At 41.2% G+C, this 25,061-nt stretch carries 23 protein-coding genes; all 23 read right to left on the minus strand.

What is annotated here, in order from left to right; all coding sequences use genetic code 11:
• Positions 1–830 precede the first annotated feature (830 nt).
• Entirely contained in the window at positions 831–1,361 is a 531-nt protein-coding gene (locus ACWQAU_RS14335; RefSeq protein ID WP_016058344.1) for a phage holin, read from the minus strand.
• Positions 1,362–1,373: 12 nt separating this feature from the next.
• On the minus strand, positions 1,374–1,637 hold the full coding sequence (locus ACWQAU_RS14340) for a hemolysin XhlA family protein (protein ID WP_003644510.1): 264 nt from the start codon (positions 1,635–1,637) through the stop codon (positions 1,374–1,376).
• Complete coding sequence (locus tag ACWQAU_RS14345; RefSeq protein ID WP_016058343.1) at positions 1,637–2,809, minus strand: GH25 family lysozyme; 1,173 nt, start codon at positions 2,807–2,809, stop codon at positions 1,637–1,639. Before ACWQAU_RS14345 ends, ACWQAU_RS14340 begins: the two co-directional genes overlap by 1 nt.
• Before the next feature lie 15 nt (positions 2,810–2,824).
• Positions 2,825–3,709: a hypothetical protein gene (locus ACWQAU_RS14350; RefSeq protein WP_063487082.1), complete on the minus strand. Its 885-nt coding sequence runs from the start codon at positions 3,707–3,709 to the stop codon at positions 2,825–2,827.
• A complete protein-coding gene (locus ACWQAU_RS14355; RefSeq protein ID WP_016058341.1) occupies positions 3,693–3,854 on the minus strand; it encodes a hypothetical protein in 162 nt (53 codons plus the stop codon). Before ACWQAU_RS14355 ends, ACWQAU_RS14350 begins: the two co-directional genes overlap by 17 nt.
• Before the next feature lie 3 nt (positions 3,855–3,857).
• A complete protein-coding gene (locus ACWQAU_RS14360) occupies positions 3,858–4,112 on the minus strand; it encodes a hypothetical protein (RefSeq protein ID WP_016058340.1) in 255 nt (84 codons plus the stop codon).
• Positions 4,105–6,870, minus strand: coding sequence for a hypothetical protein (locus ACWQAU_RS14365; RefSeq protein ID WP_079111801.1), 2,766 nt, complete (start codon positions 6,868–6,870; stop codon positions 4,105–4,107). The genes ACWQAU_RS14360 and ACWQAU_RS14365 overlap by 8 nt, the downstream gene beginning before the upstream one ends.
• A 16-nt stretch (positions 6,871–6,886) precedes the next feature.
• A complete protein-coding gene (locus ACWQAU_RS14370; RefSeq protein ID WP_079111802.1) occupies positions 6,887–9,256 on the minus strand; it encodes a phage tail spike protein in 2,370 nt (789 codons plus the stop codon).
• Between the two features lie 63 nt (positions 9,257–9,319).
• Positions 9,320–11,092 carry a distal tail protein Dit gene (locus tag ACWQAU_RS14375; protein ID WP_079111803.1) on the minus strand — a complete coding sequence of 591 codons (1,773 nt, stop codon included), beginning with the start codon at positions 11,090–11,092 and terminating at the stop codon, positions 9,320–9,322.
• A gap of 71 nt (positions 11,093–11,163) precedes the next feature.
• Positions 11,164–16,332 (minus strand): tape measure protein, encoded by a 5,169-nt coding sequence (locus ACWQAU_RS14380; protein WP_079111804.1) that lies wholly within the window; start codon positions 16,330–16,332, stop codon positions 11,164–11,166.
• Positions 16,333–16,344: 12 nt separating this feature from the next.
• The gene (locus ACWQAU_RS14385; RefSeq protein ID WP_016058335.1) at positions 16,345–16,536 is read right to left on the minus strand and encodes a hypothetical protein; all 192 of its coding nucleotides are present in this window, start codon (positions 16,534–16,536) and stop codon (positions 16,345–16,347) included.
• On the minus strand, positions 16,533–16,916 hold the full coding sequence (locus tag ACWQAU_RS14390) for a hypothetical protein (protein ID WP_063722570.1): 384 nt from the start codon (positions 16,914–16,916) through the stop codon (positions 16,533–16,535). The genes ACWQAU_RS14385 and ACWQAU_RS14390 overlap by 4 nt, the downstream gene beginning before the upstream one ends.
• A gap of 201 nt (positions 16,917–17,117) precedes the next feature.
• Complete coding sequence (locus ACWQAU_RS14395; RefSeq protein WP_063722569.1) at positions 17,118–17,756, minus strand: phage tail protein; 639 nt, start codon at positions 17,754–17,756, stop codon at positions 17,118–17,120.
• Positions 17,757–18,140 carry a DUF806 family protein gene (locus tag ACWQAU_RS14400; protein ID WP_063722568.1) on the minus strand — a complete coding sequence of 128 codons (384 nt, stop codon included), beginning with the start codon at positions 18,138–18,140 and terminating at the stop codon, positions 17,757–17,759. It abuts the gene before it with no gap.
• Positions 18,137–18,577: a hypothetical protein gene (locus ACWQAU_RS14405; RefSeq protein ID WP_063722567.1), complete on the minus strand. Its 441-nt coding sequence runs from the start codon at positions 18,575–18,577 to the stop codon at positions 18,137–18,139. The genes ACWQAU_RS14400 and ACWQAU_RS14405 overlap by 4 nt, the downstream gene beginning before the upstream one ends.
• Positions 18,567–18,929: a phage head closure protein gene (locus ACWQAU_RS14410; protein WP_016058330.1), complete on the minus strand. Its 363-nt coding sequence runs from the start codon at positions 18,927–18,929 to the stop codon at positions 18,567–18,569. Before ACWQAU_RS14410 ends, ACWQAU_RS14405 begins: the two co-directional genes overlap by 11 nt.
• Entirely contained in the window at positions 18,913–19,251 is a 339-nt protein-coding gene (locus ACWQAU_RS14415; protein ID WP_016058329.1) for a head-tail connector protein, read from the minus strand. Before ACWQAU_RS14415 ends, ACWQAU_RS14410 begins: the two co-directional genes overlap by 17 nt.
• Before the next feature lie 72 nt (positions 19,252–19,323).
• The gene (locus tag ACWQAU_RS14420) at positions 19,324–20,556 is read right to left on the minus strand and encodes a phage major capsid protein (RefSeq protein ID WP_072534789.1); all 1,233 of its coding nucleotides are present in this window, start codon (positions 20,554–20,556) and stop codon (positions 19,324–19,326) included.
• On the minus strand, positions 20,556–21,314 hold the full coding sequence (locus tag ACWQAU_RS14425) for a head maturation protease, ClpP-related (protein ID WP_063487073.1): 759 nt from the start codon (positions 21,312–21,314) through the stop codon (positions 20,556–20,558). Before ACWQAU_RS14425 ends, ACWQAU_RS14420 begins: the two co-directional genes overlap by 1 nt.
• Positions 21,292–22,488: a phage portal protein gene (locus ACWQAU_RS14430; protein WP_063487072.1), complete on the minus strand. Its 1,197-nt coding sequence runs from the start codon at positions 22,486–22,488 to the stop codon at positions 21,292–21,294. Before ACWQAU_RS14430 ends, ACWQAU_RS14425 begins: the two co-directional genes overlap by 23 nt.
• A gap of 2 nt (positions 22,489–22,490) precedes the next feature.
• The gene (locus ACWQAU_RS14435; RefSeq protein ID WP_063487071.1) at positions 22,491–22,685 is read right to left on the minus strand and encodes a DUF1056 family protein; all 195 of its coding nucleotides are present in this window, start codon (positions 22,683–22,685) and stop codon (positions 22,491–22,493) included.
• Complete coding sequence (locus ACWQAU_RS14440) at positions 22,675–24,582, minus strand: terminase TerL endonuclease subunit (protein WP_063487149.1); 1,908 nt, start codon at positions 24,580–24,582, stop codon at positions 22,675–22,677. Before ACWQAU_RS14440 ends, ACWQAU_RS14435 begins: the two co-directional genes overlap by 11 nt.
• Positions 24,569–25,030 (minus strand): phage terminase small subunit P27 family, encoded by a 462-nt coding sequence (locus tag ACWQAU_RS14445; protein ID WP_063487070.1) that lies wholly within the window; start codon positions 25,028–25,030, stop codon positions 24,569–24,571. The genes ACWQAU_RS14440 and ACWQAU_RS14445 overlap by 14 nt, the downstream gene beginning before the upstream one ends.
• Positions 25,031–25,061 lie beyond the last annotated feature (31 nt).

Genomic DNA, 25,061 nt, shown 5'->3' on the forward strand with positions numbered 1-25,061 from the left:
CTGTACTCTCCTTAAATTGATTATCTGTACCAACTTTGAGCGTCGTCAATCGTTGAGTTGACGGCGTTTTTTGTTTTTCATAATCGCTTTAAAGCTGTATAAATAGATATAATGGTGCACTTTTTGGTGCACTCTTGCTAAAAAATACTAAATTATGCTGATTTTTTGCACTTAAAAGTGCACCAAAAATATTTAAACGTGCCTTGACACCTTATTCCATAAGGGTTTTAGGATCAATCAAAAAAGCACACTTACACCTAGGCGGGTAATACATAAAAAATCCCCCACGCCGAAGCGCAGGGGAATTAATCAAGTTATAACTATCATCTAGAGACAGATATTATTATACTTATTGCTTACTACTCTGTAAACCCTAGTAGTTGTCTCATTAGCTATATTGACAACTAATTATGCTAAAACTAAAATCGCACTAACCAAATACACGGGTAAGTAATATAAAAAAAATCTTCCGCCCATCAAAGCAGAAGATTATCCTCATCACCTCTGGCATCATTAGCTGACAATCTTGGAGGAATTCGAAAGCCATGATACTAATAACAGGACAAAGGACATAATAACGCTTGTCAGTTTATATTACAATACCGAAAGTAGTCTATACAAACATATTAATAACTCCTTGTGATATTTATCCACTTTGAGGTATAATCATTATTGTTCCCTTCTTAATTCCTAGGGAGCAGAACACCCATTTTATTTATTTAAACCTTGAACCAGCCTTGGCTGGTTCTTTTTGTATGTTTCTGTTAATAAAAGGATCCCCCACACCGAAGCATGGGGGACTAGAACAGTTCACGATTATTATACTACTTTTAGCTTGCTTGTGAGGCGGATTCTGACGTCGTTTCGGCATTTGGTTGCGCATTGGTATCCAAATTAGCCGCTAGCGATGACGCTAAAGTGGCTGCTGAACTAGCCGTGGCCGTGTCACCAACTGCCGCCGCACTAGCTGCTTGACTGTAAGCCGCCACTACTGCCTGTGATGCTTGGGCTTCGGCTTGACTAGCCGCCGCTGAGTTAGCTGCTTCAATCTTAGCTTGAGCTTCCGCCAAAGCTTCCACGACCGTTTGTTCCGTATAAGCTAACGTGCTCGACTTGGTCTTGATCGTGTTGCCGGTATCTTCCAAAATAGAATTATCCGTAATTACCCCGACAAAGGCTAGGATTGCCCCCACGGCGGTAATCACTAATACAACTGCATTAGCGTCAATCTTGACACCAAAGAAGACCGTTGCGACAGCTAAGCCAATAATCAACACGGACCCGATAATCTGGGCCCAATAAGCAGGCTTCTTGTAGTTAGCTTTGAGTGTTGCCTGAATTACATTTAAAAATTTTGTCATTGTTTTTCCCTCCTAAAGGAACTTTTCTGCGATGTAAATAACTAACGTGACGAGCACGCCACTAACCAAGACACCGATCAACCAATTTTGAATGGTTGTCACACGGTCAATTTGATGGCTAGCTTCGATGGACTTGGCCAGTGCCTTGTCCGCTTTGTCGCCAATATCGTCAACTTGATTCAATTTTTCTTCGATGTTCTCAACTTTTGTTTTGGTGGCGGCCACATCCTTTTGAATATCCATTAATAACTTGGTTGTATCGTCGTATTGTGCCATTACCGCACCACCAATCGCTGGCCAGGATAGATAGTAGTATAAATTGACTTTCCATTCTGGCTAGCTAGTGTAGTCATGCTCAGGCCGTTGCGTTGTGCAATTGTCCACCAGCTGTCACCGGACTTGACTGTGTAATACGTATGACTAACCAGCTGACCAGTAACTCGCTTCCCGTAGTCATGACCATTAGTGACGCCTAACTTGATGAAGGCGTATAGGCCATTTGAACGAGTGTAGCGTGCCCATACATAGTCGTGTTCAATAATGACCGCATTGTAAGTCACACTTTCACCCTTGTAATAGGTGGCTACTTGGCTTACCTTATCTGAATCCGTGTAACGAACAGCTAGTGTCCGATTAGGATAGAACACCCCTCGCTGGTTGTATTTAACGACCTTAAAGTTGGCCTTCTTAGCTGCCTGAGCCTGCTTAACGTTGGTTTGAGCTTGTTTCTTACTAGCAGTCGTATAGCCTAATTTAGTGATCCCTGTTAAATCGACATTGCCGTCTAATCCGCCTGCTTTATACATTGAAGTAAACTGAAAGATAGCCACACCGTCCATTGATGGGAAGTAGTTATAATCAGGGCTAGTTCTAACCAGATAATCCGGATATTCAGGTACCCATAAACAACTACCGTATGCCTTCAAAATCAAGCTCACATTAACATGATAATTGAGGTAAGCTTTACCGGAATACAGCATCGGCGTATAGCCAGCGTCTTTAATCAGCTTCATCTGAGCTAGAATGACATTAGTATTGGCTGTCACGCTATTAGAAGCACCGTCCTCATAGTCCAACGCCACAATGCTGCCCTTGGGCGTCCTAACACGTGGCAAGTAATAGGCCATCATAGCCTTGGCATTGGTCATATTGCCACCAACACCGTCCCATAAATAGGTGTGCACCCGTTTACCAGCCTGTTGAGCTGATTTGACTTGGCTGTTATACGTGGTCTGAGGGATATTAGTCCCACCATAGAAACCACCGGCCTGTGAGAATACAAACTTATCGGAACTATAGCCGAATGTCCCACTATTACCGTTATACTTAGACCAATCCGGCCCTTGATCACGACTAGTTGACGCCTGACTGGTAACATTGACCATTAAAAAGGCCATAAAAATGGCGCCCACCGTTAAGATGAGTGCCTTTAACTTGTGCTTATTCAATTGTCTACCTCCTATTCACTTTATCAAAATATCAGCGCACACTTGCAACTGTGTCGTAGTTGTAATAGCTGTTGCGGTACCAGCAATGTTATGTTTCAATACTGAAACAGCACCGTTAGGGTTCCATGATAAACAGTATAAATTCCAACCAGATGATTGTTGAACAACAGCAACATTCTCTGCAATAATGCCGATTGAAGATGGCAAGTTAAACAACGTCGTAGCCGAACCAATAGCTAAATCTGCACTTGGAGAAACTACACCACTAACGTGTAGTTTGTTACCAGTTCGCACATAGTTCAAAGCACCCGTGCTACTAGTTGTGCCTGCCTTGTAAAATGCCGGCGTCACATCCAGGTTGCCAGAAGTATATTTTATTTTATTATCAATAAGTGTGTTTACTTGGTCGTTAGTCATAACACCTTGTGGCCCAGTATCACCTTTATCTCCCTTATCTCCCTTAGCAATCGTGCTTGCGGCTTTATTCATTGCTGCCACAAAGTCATCAAAAGTAATGGTCGTAATCGTGGTACCATTGGTGCTTTGAATGTTATTGGTAATTGTAAAACCAGTCGTCCCATCACTAGGGTAGATTGACGTTCCGGTACTATCAACCACCCATACTTCAATGGCATAGCTACCAGCGGTTAAACTAGTCATCAAGTCAGCGTTAAAGTTAACGGTAACTTGACCAGTCGTTGGGTCCGTTAAACTAGCTGGGTCAACTTTGGCCGATTTAAGATAGCCACTAGTATTGCCTAATTTAACGGTAATTGACGTGGCATTAGTTAAGTTCGTTGCCACATTATCATTGCCACAAATTAACGTAAAGCTAGTGGTGGTATCACCAATTTTAACCGTTTGTGGTGAAGTATCGGTAAAACTAAGCGTCTTCGCCATCTTTAGGTGCCTCCTTCTCGGCCAACTTGGCATTGAGCTGGTCAATTTGAACTTGTGCCATCGCTAATTGCTGATCTTTAACGGCAATTGCTTGGGCATAGTTACTCGTCATCTTGTTAATTAAGGCCTGTGCATCGATATTCATAATTTAAGCCTCCTGTGTGGTAGTGGTTGTCGTAGTCGTGGTAACTGGCTTTAAAGCAGTCAGGCTATCAATCAGAGTATTTAATACTTTTAACTTAACGCTATCAATGCCACCAGCACCTCCAGCAATGGCAGTGTTAAATTCATCCATGGTAATACTGACCTGTGAACTGATACCCAGCGTGTTAATCTGAACGCTAATGGTCATAATGTTGTTCGTGTAATCTGGTTTGTAATTTGTAATCAAAATGCTATCCATTTAATTTGGCCTCCAATTTGTTTAGTCTAGCTTCCAATTCCATGTTGTGACCGTTTAGTTGGTCAATTTGCTTCTGTTGTTCCTGTACCGTGGCTAGGGTGGCATTTAAAAGCACACTATCATCCACCCCACTTAGCTTGCCGTTTTCATCACGACTAATAAATACGTCTGGCAATTGCCACTGTTTTGTTACATTAACGTCGTCAACAATGCTAGACAGCCGCAAATGACTGGTATTATCGTCTGTTTTGTACTGATAAGTGGCTAAATCAATTGAGTTAACTAGCTGCGCCCAATAAGCTGTGTCAGCCTTTTTAACGTCCTTCTTGACGCTTAATAGGGACGATTTAACTAAGCTAGTATAGTTAACCGTAGCAGCGAATATATCAACAGAGCTACCATTGGCACGGTTAAAATGAATCGGGCGGTTGTCGGAACTGGTAATCGTGTGATAGGTATTTATGTTGAAGTTGCCAATATCTAAAGAACGATTAAATTGAATGTTATTAGCACCCGAGCCATCAATACCAAAGCTGGCCGTCTTCATAGTTGGACCATTACCGACATACCAGATATTCTGTGTGCCATTAGGGTTGATATTGCCGTAGGGCGTAATAATGATACCCTTCGGTGTAACATCAGCAGAAGTACCGTTAAAGGTGATTTGTTGAGTATCTCCATGTAAGGTAATCCCATTAAGCGGACTTATTAACACATATCCATCTTGATTACCGCCAGTCAATGATTGCGAGAAAGACATATCTTTTCCATTTGTGTGACCAGCAAGCAATACAATCTGGTCAGCCTGAATGGTGGCATCATATGCCTCGTATTGATTATTTGAGCTTGTCGTGTTAGTGGCACGGTATTTTGTTGTTAATGACCCAGTTGATAAATCTGTTTGCATAGCATCAGCAGAATTAAACCCCGTCGTATAGATATGACCGTCACTAGATATTGTTGTTGGATAAAACTTCGCAGTATTATTAACATCATTAATGACATTACCGCCATGGATCGTTTTACCATTTAGTGTCCCCGTGATATTGGCGCTAGGAATTATAACTGGCTTCTTAGTATCAAAGTAAATCGTGTCAGCAGCTAGCGTTAGTTGACCACTAGATGATATTAGGGTATTACCGGCCTGAATATTAATCTGGTCAATCAAGCCATCTTTAGTAACTCTAAGGTTAATATCATCAGACATTTGAGAAATCATAGAGTCTTGACCACCATATACGTAAGGTGTGGCCACACCACCAAGTTCTAGTTTTAGCTCTGTAAAGAATAAACCAGAAGAAGCGCTATTATTAGACCCGATGTTGTCAACTCGAATATAGCCTTCGTTATCATTAGCTCCAGTTGTGAAAGTAACCGTATACTGGTCAATATGTGACGGAGAAGTTACCAAATTCGTAAACAGTCCGTGAACGATATCGTAATCATTAGTAGACCCATAAGTCCTAGTTAACAAATAGACGTTTGCACCGACAACATTAGAAGATGCAAAAGCTTTAAATTGGAACGTATAAGTTGTATTTGGTGATAATGGAAAACGATTTGAGCCAGCGGCAGCAGTACCATTTTGAGCTGTATTTAAATAAAGCAGGGCCCCGGTGCCGTTCTGATAGAAATTATGCGTAGTCACTAATAGTTTCCGGTCAGTTGCCCCCCAGTCCATTAACGTCCAACCAGTAAGTGGGGTAGTAAAGTGGCTTGAATATGGTATCAAATTGACGTTATTGGCGTCTTTCTTAGAAACCTTGCTAGCAATCATGTCAGCAGTTTGTGTTTGATAAGTTTTGAAGTCACTAGACTCAACCTTGCTAGATATTTCCTTAGCAGTTGTAGCTTGGTAGGCTGAGAAGTCACTAGTAGCCACCTTTTGGGCTATCAAGTCAGCAGTAATTGTTTGGTAAGCTGAGAAGGTGCCATTATCAACTTTCTGGGCTATCTGACTAGCAGTTTGTGTTTGATAAGTTGAAAAAGCACTATTACTTACCCTATCCGCTATTTGACTAGCCGTTTGTGTCTTGTCAGAGCTATATTGTGAACTAGAAACCTTGTCATCAATCAAGTCAGCAGTCTGTGTCTTGTACGTATTAAAGTTGTTAGACGACACCTTACTATCAATCGACTTAGCGGTTGTAGCTTGATAGGCTGAAAAATCACTAGTAGCCACCTTTTGGGCTATTAAGTCAGCGGTAGTCGTTTGATAGGCTGAGAAAGTACCATTGTCAACTTTCTGCGCTATCTGGCTAGCTGTCTGAACCTTGTAACTAGCATAGTCTGAGTTAGCAACCTTAGTGGCTAGTCCATTTTCTAGGTCAGCGATCGTTAGCTTGGAACCGTCTTTTAGGTCTGTCACTGCTTGACTAGTTACTTTACCATTATCTATTGCTGTAGTCGCTTGGCTAAACGCATTGTCAGCTGTACTTTGAGCCTTAGCAGTAGCTGTAGAGTTGTTGCTTATCCCAGCACTAGCTTGGCTACCAACTGCCTGAGCTTGGCTAAACGCATTGTCAGCTGTACTTTGAGCCTTAGCAGTAGCATTAGACTGGACGGCTATTTCTGAATTGGCGTAGTTGTAATTGCTATCTGCGGCTGATTTAGCGGCATTCGCTGTAGACTGTGCAATTAAAGCAGCGCTATCAGCATTTCCTGCTTGGCTAGCCGCATTATCAGCCGTATTTTGAGCATTGATAATCTTAATGCCATCATCGGTTAGAATGACCTGAGTTGCATTAGATTCTGCCATTTATAAACCTCCTTTCTTAATCATTGCTAATTGTAGCCATTGGCAAACGTTCCTTAATTGGTATTACAAAGACACGTTCTAAAGAAGCACCTTGATATTGACAATTGAAAGTCACCAATAGCTCCGGCTGGTTAGTCTGACTATAGATAATGTTGCATGTTTCAGGTTCGATAACATCATCGGTTAACCCTAAATTCATATCCAGTAAATAGTTAGAGGCGAATTCTTGCCCGCCATGAACAACATTAATGGCGGACACCATACGGGGGTCTTTCATGTTGTAATCACCCGAGTTAAAGTACACATATGGAAAGTCAATGCCTTGTGATTGGTAGGTTTGTTGGTTCTCGTCAAACCCATAGTTGGCAACATCAAAACTATATAGCACATCATAATTACCTTGTTTAACCTCATCGAGTCGTAGCACATCATGTTTACCATTCACGTAGCCACACAGTACGTACCCGTGTTTGAAATCAACGCTGACTCTTATATAACGGTCGACAGTGCAAAAACGCGTAATGCGATTATCATCATTGTCTAGGGCCGCATTAGCAAGGTAGGGTATGCGACTAACTGCATATTCGTTAACGTTTAAATTAGGCTTGGTTGCGGACCAAATGTAAATAGCACCACTTACCTCTTCGATTGAAAAGCTAGAGCCATGCCCGCCATGCGAAACAATCATCTTGCTAATTGGCTTAAAATTAGTGTCATGTAAGACAAACATGGTATCGCCGGTTGTACTTTGATTAATCGCCCGGCTAGTTATATACTGACCGTTGCTCAAAGGACACATATATTGTGCCGCCTCAGTTATTCCTAGTGTACTGTCGTCTGGGCTAAAACTACCCAAACTACGAATAGCACTAGTTTTTAACTTAATCTCTGGTTCATCTTGAATGTAACGAGTCTCAATAGTCCCGTGCAGTGTGCCAACGGAATTGTATGCTGCTTGTACTAAATAGCCAGTTTGATTGAAACTAGTATCAAGGGTGCCGTCAGTATTATAGCGGTGCCAAATAAATCCCTTGTTATCAATATAGGCTGAAATATTGGTGTTACCTTCCCAAGCCTGTAAAATTAACCGTTTGGTTTGCGCAGTATCAGTGAAGTTGTTGCCGTCAGGAGTTAAAGCAACCGGTTTAACCGAGCTAGCGTCCTCCCTTGCCTTTTCAATGGCGCTATTAATAGCACTTTGATAGCCTTGCATCCATGCTGGTGTTGCAACAGGTACCGTGACATATTCACCAAAGCCAACTGTATTGCCATAAGGGTTAGAAAAACTAATTGTCCGTTGAATGACTCGGCCACTGGCATCTAATGCTGGCTTGATTAACTCATCTTTAAACCTAATCGTGGCACCTAATGGCGGGTTAAATTTAGACGTTACACTAACCTCATAATACGTTCGCGGGTGATTATATAATTGCAACATTTCTTCGGCCCAAGCCTTAATTCCGGAAGGGTCTTCAATTGAGTTAGCCGTAATGACTGCTTCATAGTACAAACCAGATTGCCAATCTGGGTTATATTTTTGATTAGCGGCATCATCAACAATGTAAGGCTTGCCATCGTTAACTTCTGACATTGTATTGCCGTTATCGCCATAAGCAATCAGCTTAGTTACGGGTGTTGATACCGTTGTCCGTTTAATACTAGTCATATTCTTACCAAATACTGCCTCGTTGTAGACCACATCAGTATTAAGCTTGTCGGTAATGACACACACCTTTTTCGTGATGTTACCTTGGCTGTCAATCTCAACGTAAGGGTCAATCTCAACGTTATAGGCCTGAATTAGTGTCTGTACTAACGTACTAGCTTTTGTTTTACCATCAATGGTAATTGTCGGGGTCATCACATTAGTGGTCTGATAGTCTAGCGTCCAACCGGTGGCATTGAAACACTGGTTAAAAGCCGTCTGAATTGAACTATCACTAGCTGTAATTGCCACTGGGTAATGATGAGCTAGTGTATACAAGCACAGATTAGTAAAGTTAGCCGTTGTAACATGCTTAGTAGCGGCTGTATTGCTTTCTTCCACGCTGTATATACGCATGACATACCAATGACCCGACAAGGCATCATAATAGGCAAGATTGTTACCAGCCACCACTTTATCTGAGTCAGGCTGGCCTTGAAGCACGTCTAATGAGCCTTGATGGTCGAACTTCTTAGACTGGGCATTTAGATTAATCGTGCCGTTAAAATTATCTTGAGTTCCGATGTTGACATCATCGTCATAACTTGTGCTGGTCGTATCAGCATCGGCTAGTTGAATTTTGACGCTATCATTGGAAAACTTAGTAGCTCCGTCAACCGTAAGTGTTCCAATCCGCTTTAAATTAGAATCTAGGATTAAATACTGGTTATTTAATGCCATTTGTTAGCCTCCTTGTTTTATTTATGTAAAAAGGCCACCCTTAATGGGAAGCCTTTAGTATTGCTATAGTATTCTTGGTAGATATTTCAAGGCCATTTGAGCGTCATCTAGGTCACCAATCATCGACAAGCCATTAACGCCCGGTTTTAACTTAGGGAAATCGGTTGACCAAACTGGTGAAACTAGCTTGCCATTTACAGTAACCGTATCTGACTCACAATCCATCACAATTTCTTCACCGGCGCCAGCAATATAAGTTGGCTTTGTTGTGTCAACTTTATTGACTTGCCATATTTGAAGGTCAGTCATTGACATAAAGGGGTTACGATAGGCAATTTTATAATTATCTTCTGTAATTGGGTGCTTTAGGAAGACAGAACCAATCCCACCCAAGGCTGTCTGATACTTATTTTGAGTATCAACATAGGTTCCATGCACTAACATGTGAATATTAGGGTCCAGGAATGGTTGGCCTGTTTTGGTCGAATACTGGGTGATACTCCAGGTAAATACTTGTCCTCGTTTAGTGATGTCCAACATTAGCCAAGCACCTGCCAGCGCGGAGTCCTCCTCTTTATTGACCACGGTTGTATAGGTATCAACGGTTTCGTTAACGGTTTTCTTAGTTACTTTTCCACTTTTGGAACGCCCATATTTAGTGACAGTTTTGGTTGTCGTGCCAGTTTTGATTTGAATTTTCTGGTCAGGCTTATTCGTAAAAGAACCTGCCGGCCCTGAGCCATAGTACAAGTCAGTATAGTGATCGCCATATTCTAATGTTGAGCCGGGCTCACATATTTGAAGCCTAGCCATGGGTTTAGCACCATAGGCCATGTCACGCATGCCAAAGCGTCCAATAGTGTTACCGTTAGGGTCTAATAGCAAGACTTCAACACGCCCCATCGCGCGACCATTATGGGTACCACTATATTTAAATTGATGGATACCCGTTCGTACTCGCCAGTCAGTCAGTGAGTTTGTCATGCCAGTATAACGATAGGCGGGGCCATACCAGCGGTCTTCCCCGGTTGTGGGGATTGTACCAAAGTCATATCCAGCGCTAGTTACAGCCGGTCGCATTACATTGGTCGCAGTCTTAATTTCACTGTGGCCTTGATACGTGTACGTTTCACCAGTCTTCATATTACTAATTGCGTTGGCATCATTTGTCCACATTGCCATAGTTCCTAGCGGGTCATCAACAACTTTAGTATAAGGTTGAACCGCAGTGGCTTGGTCTCCCGGTGACTCGGGTCCTAGACCAAACTGACCACCATTTAAACTAAAGCCAATATACTTTAAATCTCGTTTAGGTATGACCTGAATAACCGGCTCTGTTCTAGCGGTACCATCAACAGTAATCGTGTTTAAACCGTTCTTTAAGGGTGTCTCAACCTGTGGCAGGGTTGCCCGTGGGTCCGACTGCACAAAGGTAATCGTTAGTGTAGCGTCCCACGCCCCCTGGTTAATGAACTGTGGATCGCTAATCGCAGTAATATGCCCCCAGTAAGTCACTTTGGGTTCAAAGCCAAAGACTAGTGGGTACTCTTTACCATTATCACTTGGATCATCACTTAGCAATAATCCGCTCAAATTATGCATAATCTGCTTGTATTTGTCCTGACTGCCACGAGCGATAATAGTTATTGGAATACTGATTGTCCGACTAGTGTAGTCCATACCATTAAATTGATTACCATACATGCCGGGGATATCGGTTGCTTGCTCGGCCATGGCTGGTGCACTTGGCAGTGTTACTGCTCCCATAATGGCTTGCAAATCATCGCGGCTATTTAAGCCAGCATATTCAAAATCATTTTTATTCAAAACAGACAATTATATCGCCATCCTTGTTTAATTTTAACTATGTAAAAAAGAGCCTTCTAAGGCTCTTCAATATATTAATACTAATACCCCATCATTTGACTATATTGTGACGTCTTCTTGGTATTTGACTTGACAGCATTAACCACGTCAGAGTTGGCAACAACTGCTTTAACATCTCCTTGGCCAGTGACCAAAGCATCTAGTGAAGCTATAACCCGCTGTTTGAATGCTTCGTCGGAATCAATCTGGTCGTTACCGGTATTTATCACATTAGCGCCATCTTGAGCTCCGAACTTAGCCATTATCTGTTGCATAATTTGGTAAGCCCTTGAACGCTTAGATAAGTCCATCGGAACTATGGCTTCTGGCAAGTTGCCTTCAAACAATTTGTAAACGCCCGCTTTGTTACCAAAACCACCATTTGCATATCCTTCAGGGCCACTTACCCTAGCGAATGCACTGTCGCCTTTACCATATATATGTTTCATATAGTTAATCCCAGCTAATAAGTCATCATACCCATTATAAATCTGACCATGTCCTGAAAATTTATATGCTTCAAATGTTGGCCGAATAGTTTGAACTAAGCCCATTGATGGAATACCCTTTTTAGCGTTAGAATCCCACAAGTTAATAGCTCTTGGATTACCATTTGATTCACGTGCAATAACACGCATCCAAGCAGATACTTGGCTAGCGGTAGCACCAAAACCATTAGCTTTAAGTGCCCGAACAACATATGGCTTCCATCGTGAAACCGAGCTACCTGCAGGGTTTCCTACACTGCCACCAGCTCCACCGAAGTTGTCAGCTAAATCAGAAATAGCTTTCGCAAATTCCTTTAAAGCTCGGTCAACTAGTCCTTTGCCTAAATCATGACCGATTGAACCGACTCCTGGAGTTTTGGTTGGATCAAATGTCTTTAAAGCCATTGATTTTAAAGTTTTCAATGGGTGAGTTATCTTAGACAATGCGTCCATTGCTTTATCACTAACGCTGTCGAAGATAGAAGTAGCACCGCTCTTAATTTTCTTTAAAAACGACGCGATATCAACAGTGCCTTTAGCATAGCCAGGAAGCGTATGTCCTAGGCCACCGTTAAAAAGCTTAGCAGTATCACCAGCATTAAGAATCTGATCACCAGGTTTAACATTAACCACTTCAGCACCATTCATACCCAGAAATGACACTTTCCCATTGTCTCTATCAATTTTAGCCTCGACACCGCCTTCACCAACTAAAGCTCTAGCAGTGTCAACAATACCGCCAGAAGCATAAGCTCCCATCGTTACTGGAGTATAACCTGATGGATAAGCACCAACATTGATTGGTTTAATACCAAATCCTTTAACTAGATTACTAAAGAAACTAGTAATGTTTTTCCAAATACTATGAATACCGGAGCCTTGCTTATCGGCAGCTTTCATGGAGCCGTTGGCTTGCTTAACAGCATGCCCCAAAACACCTTTTGACTGTGACTTGGCCTGATCAACTACCGAACTGTTTTGATCCTTAGCATGTTTAACAACTTGTGATCTTTGCTTATCTGCGTCATCAGTAGTGTGCTTGTACTGACGATCCGCATGCTGTTCAGTTTTGTTTTCCTGCTCTAAAGCGTTGTCAATTGACTTTTGTTTTTGGTCCTTAGCTTTACTAATAATAGCTGCACGTTGCTTCTCGGCATACTTAGAATTACCAGAATATTGATTTTTAGCAGCATCAACTGTTTTACTATACTGGCTCTTTGCTTGACTGATTGCCTCGCTAGCTTGTCTTTCAGCTGCTTTTATAACCTTATTGTGTTGCTTTTCAGCCGCAGAAACACGATCTTTGTATTCTTGGTTTGCCAGTGAGACTGTCTTTTTGTACTCTTTATTCGACTGTGAAATAGCATCATTTGCTTGTTCACGAGTGATTTTCCCCTTGCTCTTGGCAAGATTTCTCAAAATATCATTCTGCTTATTAGCAGCTGACTTTATCTTTCCCGTTAAAGTTGTGTGTAAACGGGCTTCTTGTGCAGTAGTTTCCGTTGCACTTTTAATCCGGAGTTTATCAAGAGCGGCTGACTTTTTGTTTTCTTCAGCCTGAATAGCTGCTTTCTTTTTAGACATGTCTTTCTGAACAATAATCGAGTTGGCGCCAAACTGTCGTTCGTCAGATGCTATTTTAGCATCCCAGCTAGAACTAGTTTTTCTCTCTCTAGCATTCCATTTACTAATAATACTTGCTTTTTGCTGCGCATAATACTTCGCAATAGCGTTGCGATCAGAAGCTGACATTTTTTCAAAACGATTTGTCTCACTATCATTCTTTTTAATTGAAGCTAATTGCTTTTTATACTCCGCATCGGTTAGCATACCCGCTTTATGAAGTACGTTCACATCATTTAAATCTTGCTTCTGCTTTTTAGAATAATAGGAACTGTACGCCTTACCTAGATCACTCAGTGAGCGCTTAGTGGACTCTGTCTTAATCTTGGGAGCTTCAATGCTCTTCCCTTTTAGCGCATCACTAATTCTTTTGACAATCGTATTTGCAGTTTTAGTACCACCAACACCATCACCAATGCTTGCTCCTAACATTGCTCCCGCAGCTGTTCCTGCTCCTGGGATAACGCTTCCAAGGGCTGCACCAATGCCGCCCCCGATAAGTGTTCCAGCTGTTTTACCAGTTGCTTTATATTTATCAGACGCCTTACCGGAGCTAACTGCTTTCGCAATGCTACTGCCAGCGTCCCAAGCAGTCATGGCTAATCCAGCACCATTGATAATCCTTGTACCAATTGTTCCTCCTAGCAATGACCATTTACTGCTTTTAGCAATTTTTTCAGTGTTTTCCGCTTCAACTGATATAGAGCTTAAATCAGCGCCTGTATTCCCAGCCTTTCTACCTTTAACTCTCCGATAACCAGTTCCAATATTTTCTTCACTGGCCGTACTTAGTTCAGCATTAGTTTTAAGAACCGCGTTTTGTTCTTCTAAAGCTTTAGTTTCTTGTTTAATCCCTAGAACTTTTTCAGCCCAGCTAACAGTATCACTGATTTTTTTAAAAGTTGACAGAACTGAACTAGTCTCTTTGACGGCTTTACTTGTTAACCACCATGCTGCGCCAAATTTTGCAATGGTTTCTGTGTGCCCACCAACCATACTGAGTAATGGCTTTAAAATTGCATTGGTTATTTTAAGTGATTCAATTAACGTTTCAAAGCCCAGACCACCCAAGTTTTTGACAGTTTTGAAGAAATTAACAATTTCCGGAGCATTTTTTGCAATAGAGTCAGAAGCTTTGGTGACACCCTTGGCCAAGTTATCCATTGCATCATTCATTGCTTTTGGTGCCGACTTGACATCAAAAGCTTTAGCAAAGGCTTTAGTAATCGTACTAATACCTTTTTCTGCCGCTACACCTACCTTATTAAACTCCTTGTCAGTCCGTTTGTCAGATACCCATTTTGAAACTGCGCCATAGATTGGATTTTGAGCGGTTAAAATCGGCTTTTCAATGTCACCGATTAAGGCCGGAACACGTGCCTTGATCGTTCGTTCCATACCAACCATCGTATGTAACATGTTGTCGGCGGCTTTATCGTATTTTCCAGATCCCAGAGAATTAAACGTTTTTTCAATGTCAGTGGCCGATATTTTACCCGCTTTAGCCATGGCCGCTAAATCAGCAACTGTTACTTTCTTACCATGATTGACTTGGGTTTCGTACTTGGCCAACTGTTCACGGAACATCGGGAAGTATTGACTAATTTGGTTCAGCATACCAGCATTGGCTTTACCGCGTGATAAGCCGTTGACCATATCTTGGGTAACCGCCTGAATTTGTTGGCTATCTAAACCAACAGCGTCAGACATGTTCAGCATGGATTTGGTTAGTTCATCTGATTCTTTTTTATTGGAATGTAAGTGATAAAAGCCTTGCTCTAATTCATTTACAACATCTACGGCTTGACCGGTCTTAACAGATAAGTCGTTGATCGTTTTAACCATTGCGTTAGATTTACCAACCGTACCAGTTAAAGTCAACCAGGTGGCCGTCATCTTTTGCTGCTCTTTTTCATATTCCATACCAGCGCTAATAGCTTCGTGAATATGTGAAGTAATTGATTGAAAAGCGCTCGTAATACCATTGGCAACTAAATGAGCACCCAGAATTTTGCCAAATAAATGATTGGCCTTATCTGCGTGCTCGTTTACTCTATTTAGCTGGCTAATGACTGACGTTAATCCTGACTGTGGCTTTTTGCTTAATTGCTCATCAAGCTTTTTCATCTTAGTCCGAGTTTGGGCAATTTTAGTGCCTAATTCGTTCACTCGAATAGATTGTTGCTTATATGCATTTGAGCTTTCGCCACTGACCGATTTAATTCTATTGAGCTCTTCGTTTTCTGCTTTTAATTGTTTATTAAGGTTATCATAGGCCTCTCGCAAGCCATTAGATTTAGCCTTATTTGCTTCCAACTCATTTCCTTCGGCCTTAAATCTCGATACTAAAGCAGCCATAGACCCTTCAATTAATTTGCTCTGCCCACGCAAGTTTTCCATATTTTTTAAGTGGGCTTGCTCTGGTGAATTTAGACTATTCAGTTCTGACTTGGATTTTGCTAACTCAGCAGTGAGTTCACTAACTCTGATCTTTTGTTGTTGATATGATTCAGCAGTTACCTTGGAGTCTTCTGACATTTTTATCAGCTGATGTGATTCAGATTCATAAAGAGCCTTGAGACTTTTTATTTTATCTTTAAGGCTATCTTTTTGACTTGCGAGTGCTTCGTCTTCTTTACCTTCAGCCTTTAATTTGGCAATATAATTAGCACTTATTTTATTTTGTGCTTCCATGGCGTCCTTTAATTGTAAGACACCACTTTTTTGCAGATCAAGTGACTTCTGTGCTCGTTCTTGTTGCCCCTCTAAACTGGCGATTGAGCGCTTGGCAGCGTTAATCTGATTTTCATATTTAACATAAGCTTCTCGGCCTTTTTGAGTGGTTTGGTCTAATCCGTTTTGCTCGCTTTTGAGACGCTCAATTACTAATCGTTGTGCTTCAATAGCTCGGCCAGCATCTTTGACTTTACCCGCATAAGCCGCCATAATACCTTCACCCGAACGGATTTCAGCAAAGTTAGCTTGCATACCAGATTTTAGTAATTTTGCTTCATTCTTTATTTCTCGCAACGTGCGAGTCATGCCACCATCGTCCATGTTAATTGCGAATTCGTAACCTTGAATTTTCTCTGTTGCCATACTTTGCCTCCTTTATAACGCACCGATTTGACGTGCTAATTCGAGTGGATCTTGAACACGGTCTTTACGTGACTTAGCATTCAATGCTGTTTGCATTTCACTAAATGAGCTTTGATAAAAGTCACTAGGCAATATGCCTTGTGAAATCAATTGATTAGCGATGTAATCAATATCCTGAATAAAATTATCAAGTTGCCAAATCATTCTGGCTTTGTCAATTTTGGGTCTTCATCATCTTCCTGATCGCTGCTGTTGCCTACAGATGGTAATTCTACTCCCAAGAATTGTTTTAAACAGTCATTAAAGAAGTCGTATTCGTCGCTAACCGAAAATTCCATGGACATGACACGTTTCTTTTGCGAAGCGTTTAGTTCCAATAAATCACAGGTCGTTTCAGCCACAACCTTTGCAAGCTTAGGTGTTAATTCGACTACACCTGTAATACTATCCTCAGTTTCTTCAGTAGTCTTGATGAACTTCTTATATGCTTCGGCCATTTTTTCAACATTTTGACCACTATCAATCAACGTATACTGCGTGCCCGTCCCAATTTTCTTGCCATCAAATTTAACTGATTTTGCCATTATTTATATGCCCCTTTGTGTATTGTTTATTATCATTTATTGTGAACCCGTGCTTAGAATGCGCTTCTCAGCATGTTTAAAAGCCGCCCCTAGCGGTATTGTGGATTTATTTTAGGCGACCATAATTATCATTTATTACTGGTTGGCGCAGATGAGTCACTATCAGTTTTACTGGTCTGTGAGCCTGTGTCAGTTGTAGCTTTATTGACCACTGGTGCCGTTACTCGCGTTTTTATAAAACGTTTGTCCAGGAAATACAGCGTCAAACATCGCTTGCTTATCAAATTTAGGATCTGACTCAGCATATACCTTGTACGGTTGGCCACCGAAGCCATCATAGTTCAAGGCGGTAAATGTCAAGTTATCATCGTCGCGAGTTTCAGCCGTATCAGTGTTTGTTTGAATGTTCTGACCAGCTTCATTAAAGATTCCACGACCAAAGCAATAATAAATCGCGGTTCGAAAGATAGGAGAACGAGATTCAATAATCAGACCAGCTTCAACCGGCTTGTCAGTATCAGAGTAACCGCCCTTGCCATCTGATACCCGTCCCAATAGCTTTTGTTTAACAATAAAGTTGATTTCGTTCGAATCAATCGCGACTGATGGTGCCGAAGGTGGATTAGAAACATCCACAACTTCATTGTTGCCAGTAATCTTAGATACCGTCCCAGATAGCCCGGTAATGTTAGCAGTCTTAGTACCCAAGTTACCGTTTGCTTTGCTAGTATCAATGGGGTATACCCCAGCGGCCGACAACCCCTTATCTGCATCAATAATCGTTGACCCGTCATCGGCTTTAATACCGGTGTATAACATGTTTAAACCTAATGTTGCCATTTAAATGGCCTCCTTTATATAATTAAATTTCAAAGTGTTCGTGATACTTTCTGAATCTGGTGTTAATGTCTGACCAGCATCACTATAACAACGAATGTCATTGGTCAATAGCACTTGTTTTAACCCGGATTCGATGGCATCCATATCGCCCAAGTAATCTTTAGGATAATAGAGCTGTATCTGGACTTGCTTCGTTGATTGGAATGGAATCCCATTGCCATAATCTTGACTACGTTCAGGTAACCCGCTTATTACTGCAATAGGCTCGTCGGTTGAAGTATCGTTAATTGGAATAAAAAAGCTATGGATATGTTCCACAGCTAATTCTGGTATTTCATTAATATTTGTAACAATTATGCTTTTAATAAAAGCTACCGGCGTCACTTGCCCACCTTCTTGTCCATAGCAGTCTTTAATTGTTCAACAACTGCCTTGCCAACTTGGCCTTTCGCTTCACGCTGAGTAGTCTCCCAAAAGTGTTTCCCGGAAACATGGCTGTGTTTGGAACCATTACGGTCAACAACGTCCCAGCCATCATTTTGAAAACGTGCAATGTACCCTTTTTCACCTTTGGCTGTAAAACCAACGTTAACCGAGCCATTAGGATGATCTACAGCAATTAATGAATCACGTAGATGTGCTTTCTCAGCATGGCCATGTACCTTGCGTAGTTTTCCTACCGGAATCTTAGGCTTCATAATTTTAATGAACTGATCTGCTCCAGCTGCATTAGCTTTAAGCTTTTCTTCACGTCCAAAGCCTTCCGCCATAGTATCTAAAATATGTTCAAATGAGTCTGCATGTTTAATCTCATTCGCCACGCCCGATCACCACCTTATGACAAGTTATGAGGTCAAAGCCATCCGGTGGTAAACCATCATCGTAGGCCACATCATCAATCTGGTAAACATCCTGATGATTGCGTCGTAATTGCATGCCGGTAGTTATTTTTAGATTATGACGCACAAAGTAAACGGCATTCTGTTGCGAGGTGTCACCATTTAACGCTAACCTTTGCTGAAACGACAATGACCATTCGCCGGCGTACAAACTGAATTGAGGGACAAAATCAGTAATAGGATTACCCGTATTAGGGTTAACTTTTCCAGTAGCTGCCTGAGTTCCAAACTCCAATCTAAAATTCATTCGTGTAGGATTAATTGCTTTCGTCATTTGTCCCCGCCTCATATTGCTTTTGACTGTACAACCCTCTGAGTTGACCAATGATTGAGTCCACGACCAGATCAACTGGATTAACAGCGATGGCTGTAATCGATGTTCGATAAGTCCAATATGAACCAGCTAAGGCGTAAACAGCCGTTTCAAACAAATCATTCACGCCTTCCATTTCATAGAACCCCGTAACACCATTTTCATCACCAATGGCCTGTTTAATGTAGCTAGTGGCTGCAGACAAGTAACCTGTTAGCAGCTCATCGTCATCATTCCCATCAATTCGCAAAGACGATTTCAATGTTTTTAAATCGGCTGCCACTTTAATCACATCCTTGCTTAGCCGCCCAGATTGTCACTGTACTGTTTATTTATTGGCGACATAGTTGGCTAATTACTTCCCGTCAGTCGTTGTAGCAGCGCTCGCCGCAAAGTTGGCCGTTTGGTCAGCGATTTTACTGAACGAGCCTGCAACAAAGGCTTCCGTATCAGTAGCTTCAACATCAAAACGATCAATCACACGAATCTTAGTTTGATCCTTTTCAAAGGCGCCACCGCCAATATTGGTAGTCAATAAGGAAGTGCTTTCTCGGTCGAATAAAGTAACCGCTTGTGACAAATCACCATAGTAAAGCGGGTAAGCCGGTGCTGACGTAGTCCCAACATTAGGCAACCATTTGTCAGCTACCTCAACAATTCGCTTGCCATGGATTAAATACTGATCAGGTTGTGTTGGATCGGGTTGCAATAAGTAACGTCCCATAGCGTCCTTAACCTCGGAAAGCACATTTAAACCTGAGGTATTTGTCATTAAGAACGACGTAGACTTGATGGCAGGATCAACAGCAGTATTAATCATCGTAATAATGTCATCGAACTTGGACAAGTTAGGTTTCTTAGGTGCGTTGTTCATCGCCGCAATAATTTTAGCGTTGCGAGTAACAACAACCTTCTTAGCAATCCATTGAGACAACCAAGCCAAAATGTTGTCAGCAGTATCCTTTAGCAATGAATTAGTGGCAGTGGTAATACCAGCATACCGATGGATCGTATATTTGATAATGGATAACTTAGGATCATCATTATCACCAATGGTAGCCGTTTCATCATCTAAATCAGCCAACGGAATAACGTCAGTCCACTTTTCGTAAACCCGTGAACCAGTTTGAGTTGTAACAGATTCTCGACTAACATACTGCTGTAATGAATCGTATTGGCGAACCAGCGTATTAATTGCCGTTTGAATATCTTGAGGGATAGTTAATCCGATTGCATTGCCACCTTCGTCGGTAGAAGAAGTTACCAAGTTCATAACTTTCGGGTCGCCTTTAATCATACCTTGGAAGTTATGAACGAACTCAGCTTTGATGTCTTTTTCGTTATCATCAAGTGGGGTCTTATTCTTGTCATCCATATTGGCAATCTCTTGAGCCTTACGTTCTTCTTCTAATTGTTCATGTAAAGCATCACGCCGGGCAACCGCATTGTCGCGATCTTGTTTCATTGCTTTAAATTTTTCTTGATCAAAGCTGTCGTCAAGGACAGCAGCATTTAGCTTGTCGTTCAAGTCTGACACCTTTTGCCCTTGGGCAATCCAAGCATCATTCATCGTGTTAATATTAGCCATTAGTTGGCCTCCTTTTGATTTTTTCCAAATAAAATAGCCAATTTGCTGTTTCGTAATTCAGCAGATTGACTATTAGTAGTATTTTCTTCTTTAGACGGCTTAGTTTTATCCTTATCCGCCTTGTAAATGAGATTCAGCAGCTTATTAACTGCAGATTTAGGTGGAATGTGTGAAATAGCGTTCACCGGTTGCAATTGTTGATCATTAGCAAACATAATTTCATCAGCGAAGCCTTTATCAACGGCATCACTGGCTGTTAACCATGTTTCATTTGCCATTAGCTGTAGCAAGTCAGCTTGCTCCATGCCAGTTTTAGCTTCATAAGCACTGGCAATTGATTGATCAATGCCATTTAAAATACTGGCTTCATGCTCCAGATCGTCAGCATTACCAGCTGGTTGTGACCAAGCCTTATGGATCATAATCTGAGCAGTTGGTGAAATGTTGATGTGATCGCCAGCCATAGCAACCACGCTTGCCGCACTAGCGGCTAAGCCTTGAATATTAACTGTTACATTGCCAGCATAATTTTTTAGCATAGTGTAAATCTCACTAGCCGCAAAAACATCGCCACCATTGGAAGCAATGTCAACTTCAAGTGCTTCATCATCACTGTCGTCATCGTCAGTGTTGCCACTGTCATCATTTAAAATGTCAGCAACACCCGAAGGTGATACTGCTGGCATTCCAAAGAACTGATAAAAACCGGCTGTTTGATCATCAACAATATCGCCTTTAATCATCACTTTCTTTGTCATCATTATCACCTCCTTTTCCTGATTGAATCACAACTTGTTGTGTTGTTGACTTTTCAGCTGCAGGCATTTCATCTGGGAAATAGCCTGTTTGTTGTAAAACCCAAGTTGCTTGATTATTAGCAATTGTGCCATCTTTAGCTAGCCCTGATAGGGTGGCTGCAAATGAGTCTCCCAATGGGTCTACAGCAGTCCGTATATTGGCCGTAATCTTAGCATTAAGCTTATTATCCAGCTCAGCTAAAATCGCCTGTAAATAGCGATTAAGGGCATTGGTGTACATGCCTTTGATTTGGTCAATATTACTTTGTTGGTCGCCTTGGCCATTCAAATAGCTATCAGGAATGCCGAAAACTTTAGCAATTTGCTTACTCGTCCAATCTGTTTGGCTTAACAGCTTGGTAACATCGGCTTTCATTTCTAATGGTGTATACTCTTCCAAATCATCAAGAACAACTGGCCCGCCGTTTGAATGATTAACCTGACGAATAAATTCTCTTGAACGGCTTATTTTCATTTTGGTTGTTAGTAAGCCACCACCTTTTTTAGCTGTTAAAACACCCGGAGCACTGATTGATCGCGCCAATGCGGCTAATGTTAAATCGTTTGACGAATTTTTAATTTGAATCTCATTCGATAATGCTTTTAACGGACTGTTGCCTGTCTTGCCGCCATCGGTACTAGCCCAGCGAATGTGAATCATGTCAGACTGTGGTACATATTGTAAGACACCTAATTGTGGCTCATCGAAAGTAACCGTATAGGTTAAGCCACTGCCGTCATCTAATAAATAAGTTTGCACTTGGCTTGGCCGTAGATATTCCCAACGTAGATCTAAGCCATTGGGATTACGCCAACGGTACGCGAAACATTCGCCACCCAATAACAATTGTGAATACATAGACTGCCAAAACGTGTGCCCGTTAGCGGTCGTACTAGGATTGTTTAAAATTCCTTGTGCTCGTGGCATATTAGCCATTAATTGAACAGTGGCCAAGTCTCCAGATATTTGGTTAACCGCTGAATAAATATCTGAATTTTTCAAAGCATCGTTAGCACTAACATACTCATGACTACCAGTTGGCGTTAGAAAGTTAACAACGTTATCATCTTCAACCGGTACACTTTGAATACCAATCGAATTATTAATCGTCGTCGGCGGTTTAAAAAATGGCATTGTTAATCATCTCCTTTTTGACCAGCTGCAACGGCTTCAGAAAGCCAGCCAACTAAGAACAAAGCTACCGCAATTGCCAGGGCACCCTGGGCCTGCCCAAATAAAAAGGCTGCATACACTCCAGCAATCATGCCTAGAATGAAACACAGCACATCAAAGTAATGCCAAATGGCAGCAAAAAGTTGTTTAAAAATCATCAATATCATCTCCTAACAGACCGGATTCTGGATTGTTGTACCACTCTAACGCTTCCTTATCTGTTAACCGATCAATTACTGAACCAGATCTATCTTCAAGTGGGCCGTAATCCTTGAAATGATACATTGCTTGATATATTGCATCAATCAAAGCATCAACTACGTCAATCTTGTATGTTGCTTTAAGCTTGTCCACTTGCATACCAATTTTGTCCTCATAAGTTTCAGCATTGAGGAGCGCCTTTTTTAGAACAGGATCTGCTAATGAAGAAATTGAACTATCGGCGAATCTTTCCTGTAGGAATTTTGTTGGATCTCCAATTTCAGACGTTCTTTGCGCAACATCAAGCAATGGCCAATCAAAATTGGCATCTAAAGTTTTAACAAGATCTTTTACTCGATAGTCTCCCATACGATCATATCCAAAGAACTTAACCTTTAATTGGTTATGTTCAACAAAGCTAACCAGCCAGTCATAGACCTGTTCGATATTAATCAAGCCTTGTGGGTGTGCAGTGATTGTGCAGAATCCTAGCTTGACCATATCACGGTACTTAATTCCATCTTGTTTTTCTTTAATATCAATTGATCCAGCTTGCCGCCAAGGAATGAATGAATGTTGCATGATAAACCATTTTTGTTTATGTTTTCTTTCGTCAATATACGGAAACACAAAAGCAAGCGCCGTATTATCTGAAAACATCGAACTGTCAAATCCAATATAGACTTCTTGACCTTGAATCGAATAATTATTGATAATAGCCTTTTCAACTTCACTAAGCTTCAAATATGTAGCCGACTTTAACTGCATCCATATATTTAAATTTCTATTTTTGAAATCATTAATAGTGCCGTCGTTCAGCTTATTATCTTTTTCAGTCTGCAGCCCTTTTACCATGGTTTGATTGTCTTTAATCATCAAAATTGGATTAGACTTAATCCACGTTTCAGGCTTATTTAACTCATCAGGGGAATCTTGCTCCCACACTAGAACTAGAAATTCATCACCAGATCGTAAGTAATCCTTTTCCATAATTTCTGTCATGCGTATTTGGTCGTTATGGAACGGAACCGTTGGATCATCATACGCTGTAGAAATCTGAACGAACTGATGGTTGGGTGTTTGTACTTGGCCTGATGTTACCTTACTAAAATTGTCTGTTGTGTAATGCTTATCCCCAGCCTCATCAGCTACACAAAACAAGAAATGATAACTGTCAAATTGGCCCGATTCATTAGACATTCTTAGAATATTGTTCTGAGTTTTATTTCCCTTCACTTGTTCAGATTGAACATCAACACCGTATCTATCAAAGAATTGATTCTTAAAGGCTGCCACTTCTTTTAATTTATGGCCAAACATCTCTACATAGCGCCAGCCCTTCTTAGCTTGTGCTGCGACAGGGCCAATATAAGCCAAGTCTTGATTAAACTTAGAAGCTGCTTCAATCATATATGCATACCAAAGCATGATATTGACCAAATAGGTTTTCCCATTTGTCCGGGCGACTGACAGTGAAACACGAGTAAAACGTTTATGGTTTAGTTCATCTCTCCAGCCGATCATTAAACAAAGAATTGCTTTTTGCCATAATAGAAGTGGTAGTGGAACTCCAGCGTTAACATCTGGACAAAGCTTAGCAAAATTCAGTATTTTTCTGCACTCACTCAAGTCATAGTGATAAGGAAAATCTATGCTTCCTGATTCAGATCGCTTTAAATCTTGTAAGTGTCTAAAACAGGCGAGTTTCATTTTATAACCTGCCAAGATCTCGCCATTAAGCACTTTAAAAGCATATTCAGTAGCTGGATCATGATATTTTTTTGCAATTAATTCATAGTTTTCACTTCTATAAGTGCTGATAACATCTTTATTCTTAATTTCAATCTTCTTCATTTTCGTCACCATTCAGCAAATCAGCAATTGAAGGTTCTTCCTTGCTCTGATTAGCAAGTTCAGACAGATTCTGACGCCCTTTGGGCGATAGTCCTAGCTGCATACCTATAGAATTTAGCAAGGCGATTGACTCTTTTAATGTTCCAACCGCCGGGTTCTTCTTAAATCCAACAAAATCCTGACCAACCACTGCACCATAATTATCCTGCAAAGATTTGAACACTTTAGATTGAATGCCATTTTCTTTAATGTCCTCATATGCTTCACGATATATTTCATACTGAGAACAATAGTTTTCGACTAAAAATGAGTCTATTCTATGCACTTTGCCAGTAGTTTCTAAAAAAGGTACGATTTTTCGCCAACAGCTAGCCGCAATAGCCCCTAATTGAACTGGTGGATCCTTGGATAGTTTCCCGTCATTCTGCTGATAGAATGTTTTTTTCATTGTCAAAGATCCTCCTTCCCAATTAGTGCCT

Source organism: Lactiplantibacillus sp. 3062 (assembly GCF_055413545.1).

What these genes read in the sequence shown, in the direction of transcription:
- ACWQAU_RS14335 (WP_016058344.1), bottom strand. Translation starts at nt 1,361, where the DNA reads ATGACAAAATTTTTAAATGTAATTCAGGCAACACTCAAAGCTAACTAC.
- ACWQAU_RS14340 (WP_003644510.1), bottom strand. Translation starts at nt 1,637, where the DNA reads ATGGCACAATACGACGATACAACCAAGTTATTAATGGATATTCAAAAG.
- ACWQAU_RS14350 (WP_063487082.1), bottom strand. Translation starts at nt 3,709, where the DNA reads ATGGCGAAGACGCTTAGTTTTACCGATACTTCACCACAAACGGTTAAA.
- ACWQAU_RS14355 (WP_016058341.1), bottom strand. Translation starts at nt 3,854, where the DNA reads ATGAATATCGATGCACAGGCCTTAATTAACAAGATGACGAGTAACTAT.
- ACWQAU_RS14360 (WP_016058340.1), bottom strand. Translation starts at nt 4,112, where the DNA reads ATGGATAGCATTTTGATTACAAATTACAAACCAGATTACACGAACAAC.
- ACWQAU_RS14365 (WP_079111801.1), bottom strand. Translation starts at nt 6,870, where the DNA reads ATGGCAGAATCTAATGCAACTCAGGTCATTCTAACCGATGATGGCATT.
- ACWQAU_RS14370 (WP_079111802.1), bottom strand. Translation starts at nt 9,256, where the DNA reads ATGGCATTAAATAACCAGTATTTAATCCTAGATTCTAATTTAAAGCGG.
- ACWQAU_RS14380 (WP_079111804.1), bottom strand. Translation starts at nt 16,332, where the DNA reads ATGGCAACAGAGAAAATTCAAGGTTACGAATTCGCAATTAACATGGAC.
- ACWQAU_RS14385 (WP_016058335.1), bottom strand. Translation starts at nt 16,536, where the DNA reads ATGATTTGGCAACTTGATAATTTTATTCAGGATATTGATTACATCGCT.
- ACWQAU_RS14390 (WP_063722570.1), bottom strand. Translation starts at nt 16,916, where the DNA reads ATGGCAAAATCAGTTAAATTTGATGGCAAGAAAATTGGGACGGGCACG.
- ACWQAU_RS14395 (WP_063722569.1), bottom strand. Translation starts at nt 17,756, where the DNA reads ATGGCAACATTAGGTTTAAACATGTTATACACCGGTATTAAAGCCGAT.
- ACWQAU_RS14410 (WP_016058330.1), bottom strand. Translation starts at nt 18,929, where the DNA reads ATGACGAAAGCAATTAATCCTACACGAATGAATTTTAGATTGGAGTTT.
- ACWQAU_RS14420 (WP_072534789.1), bottom strand. Translation starts at nt 20,556, where the DNA reads ATGGCTAATATTAACACGATGAATGATGCTTGGATTGCCCAAGGGCAA.
- ACWQAU_RS14425 (WP_063487073.1), bottom strand. Translation starts at nt 21,314, where the DNA reads ATGACAAAGAAAGTGATGATTAAAGGCGATATTGTTGATGATCAAACA.
- ACWQAU_RS14430 (WP_063487072.1), bottom strand. Translation starts at nt 22,488, where the DNA reads ATGCCATTTTTTAAACCGCCGACGACGATTAATAATTCGATTGGTATT.
- ACWQAU_RS14435 (WP_063487071.1), bottom strand. Translation starts at nt 22,685, where the DNA reads ATGATTTTTAAACAACTTTTTGCTGCCATTTGGCATTACTTTGATGTG.
- ACWQAU_RS14440 (WP_063487149.1), bottom strand. Translation starts at nt 24,582, where the DNA reads ATGAAGAAGATTGAAATTAAGAATAAAGATGTTATCAGCACTTATAGA.
- ACWQAU_RS14445 (WP_063487070.1), bottom strand. Translation starts at nt 25,030, where the DNA reads ATGAAAAAAACATTCTATCAGCAGAATGACGGGAAACTATCCAAGGAT.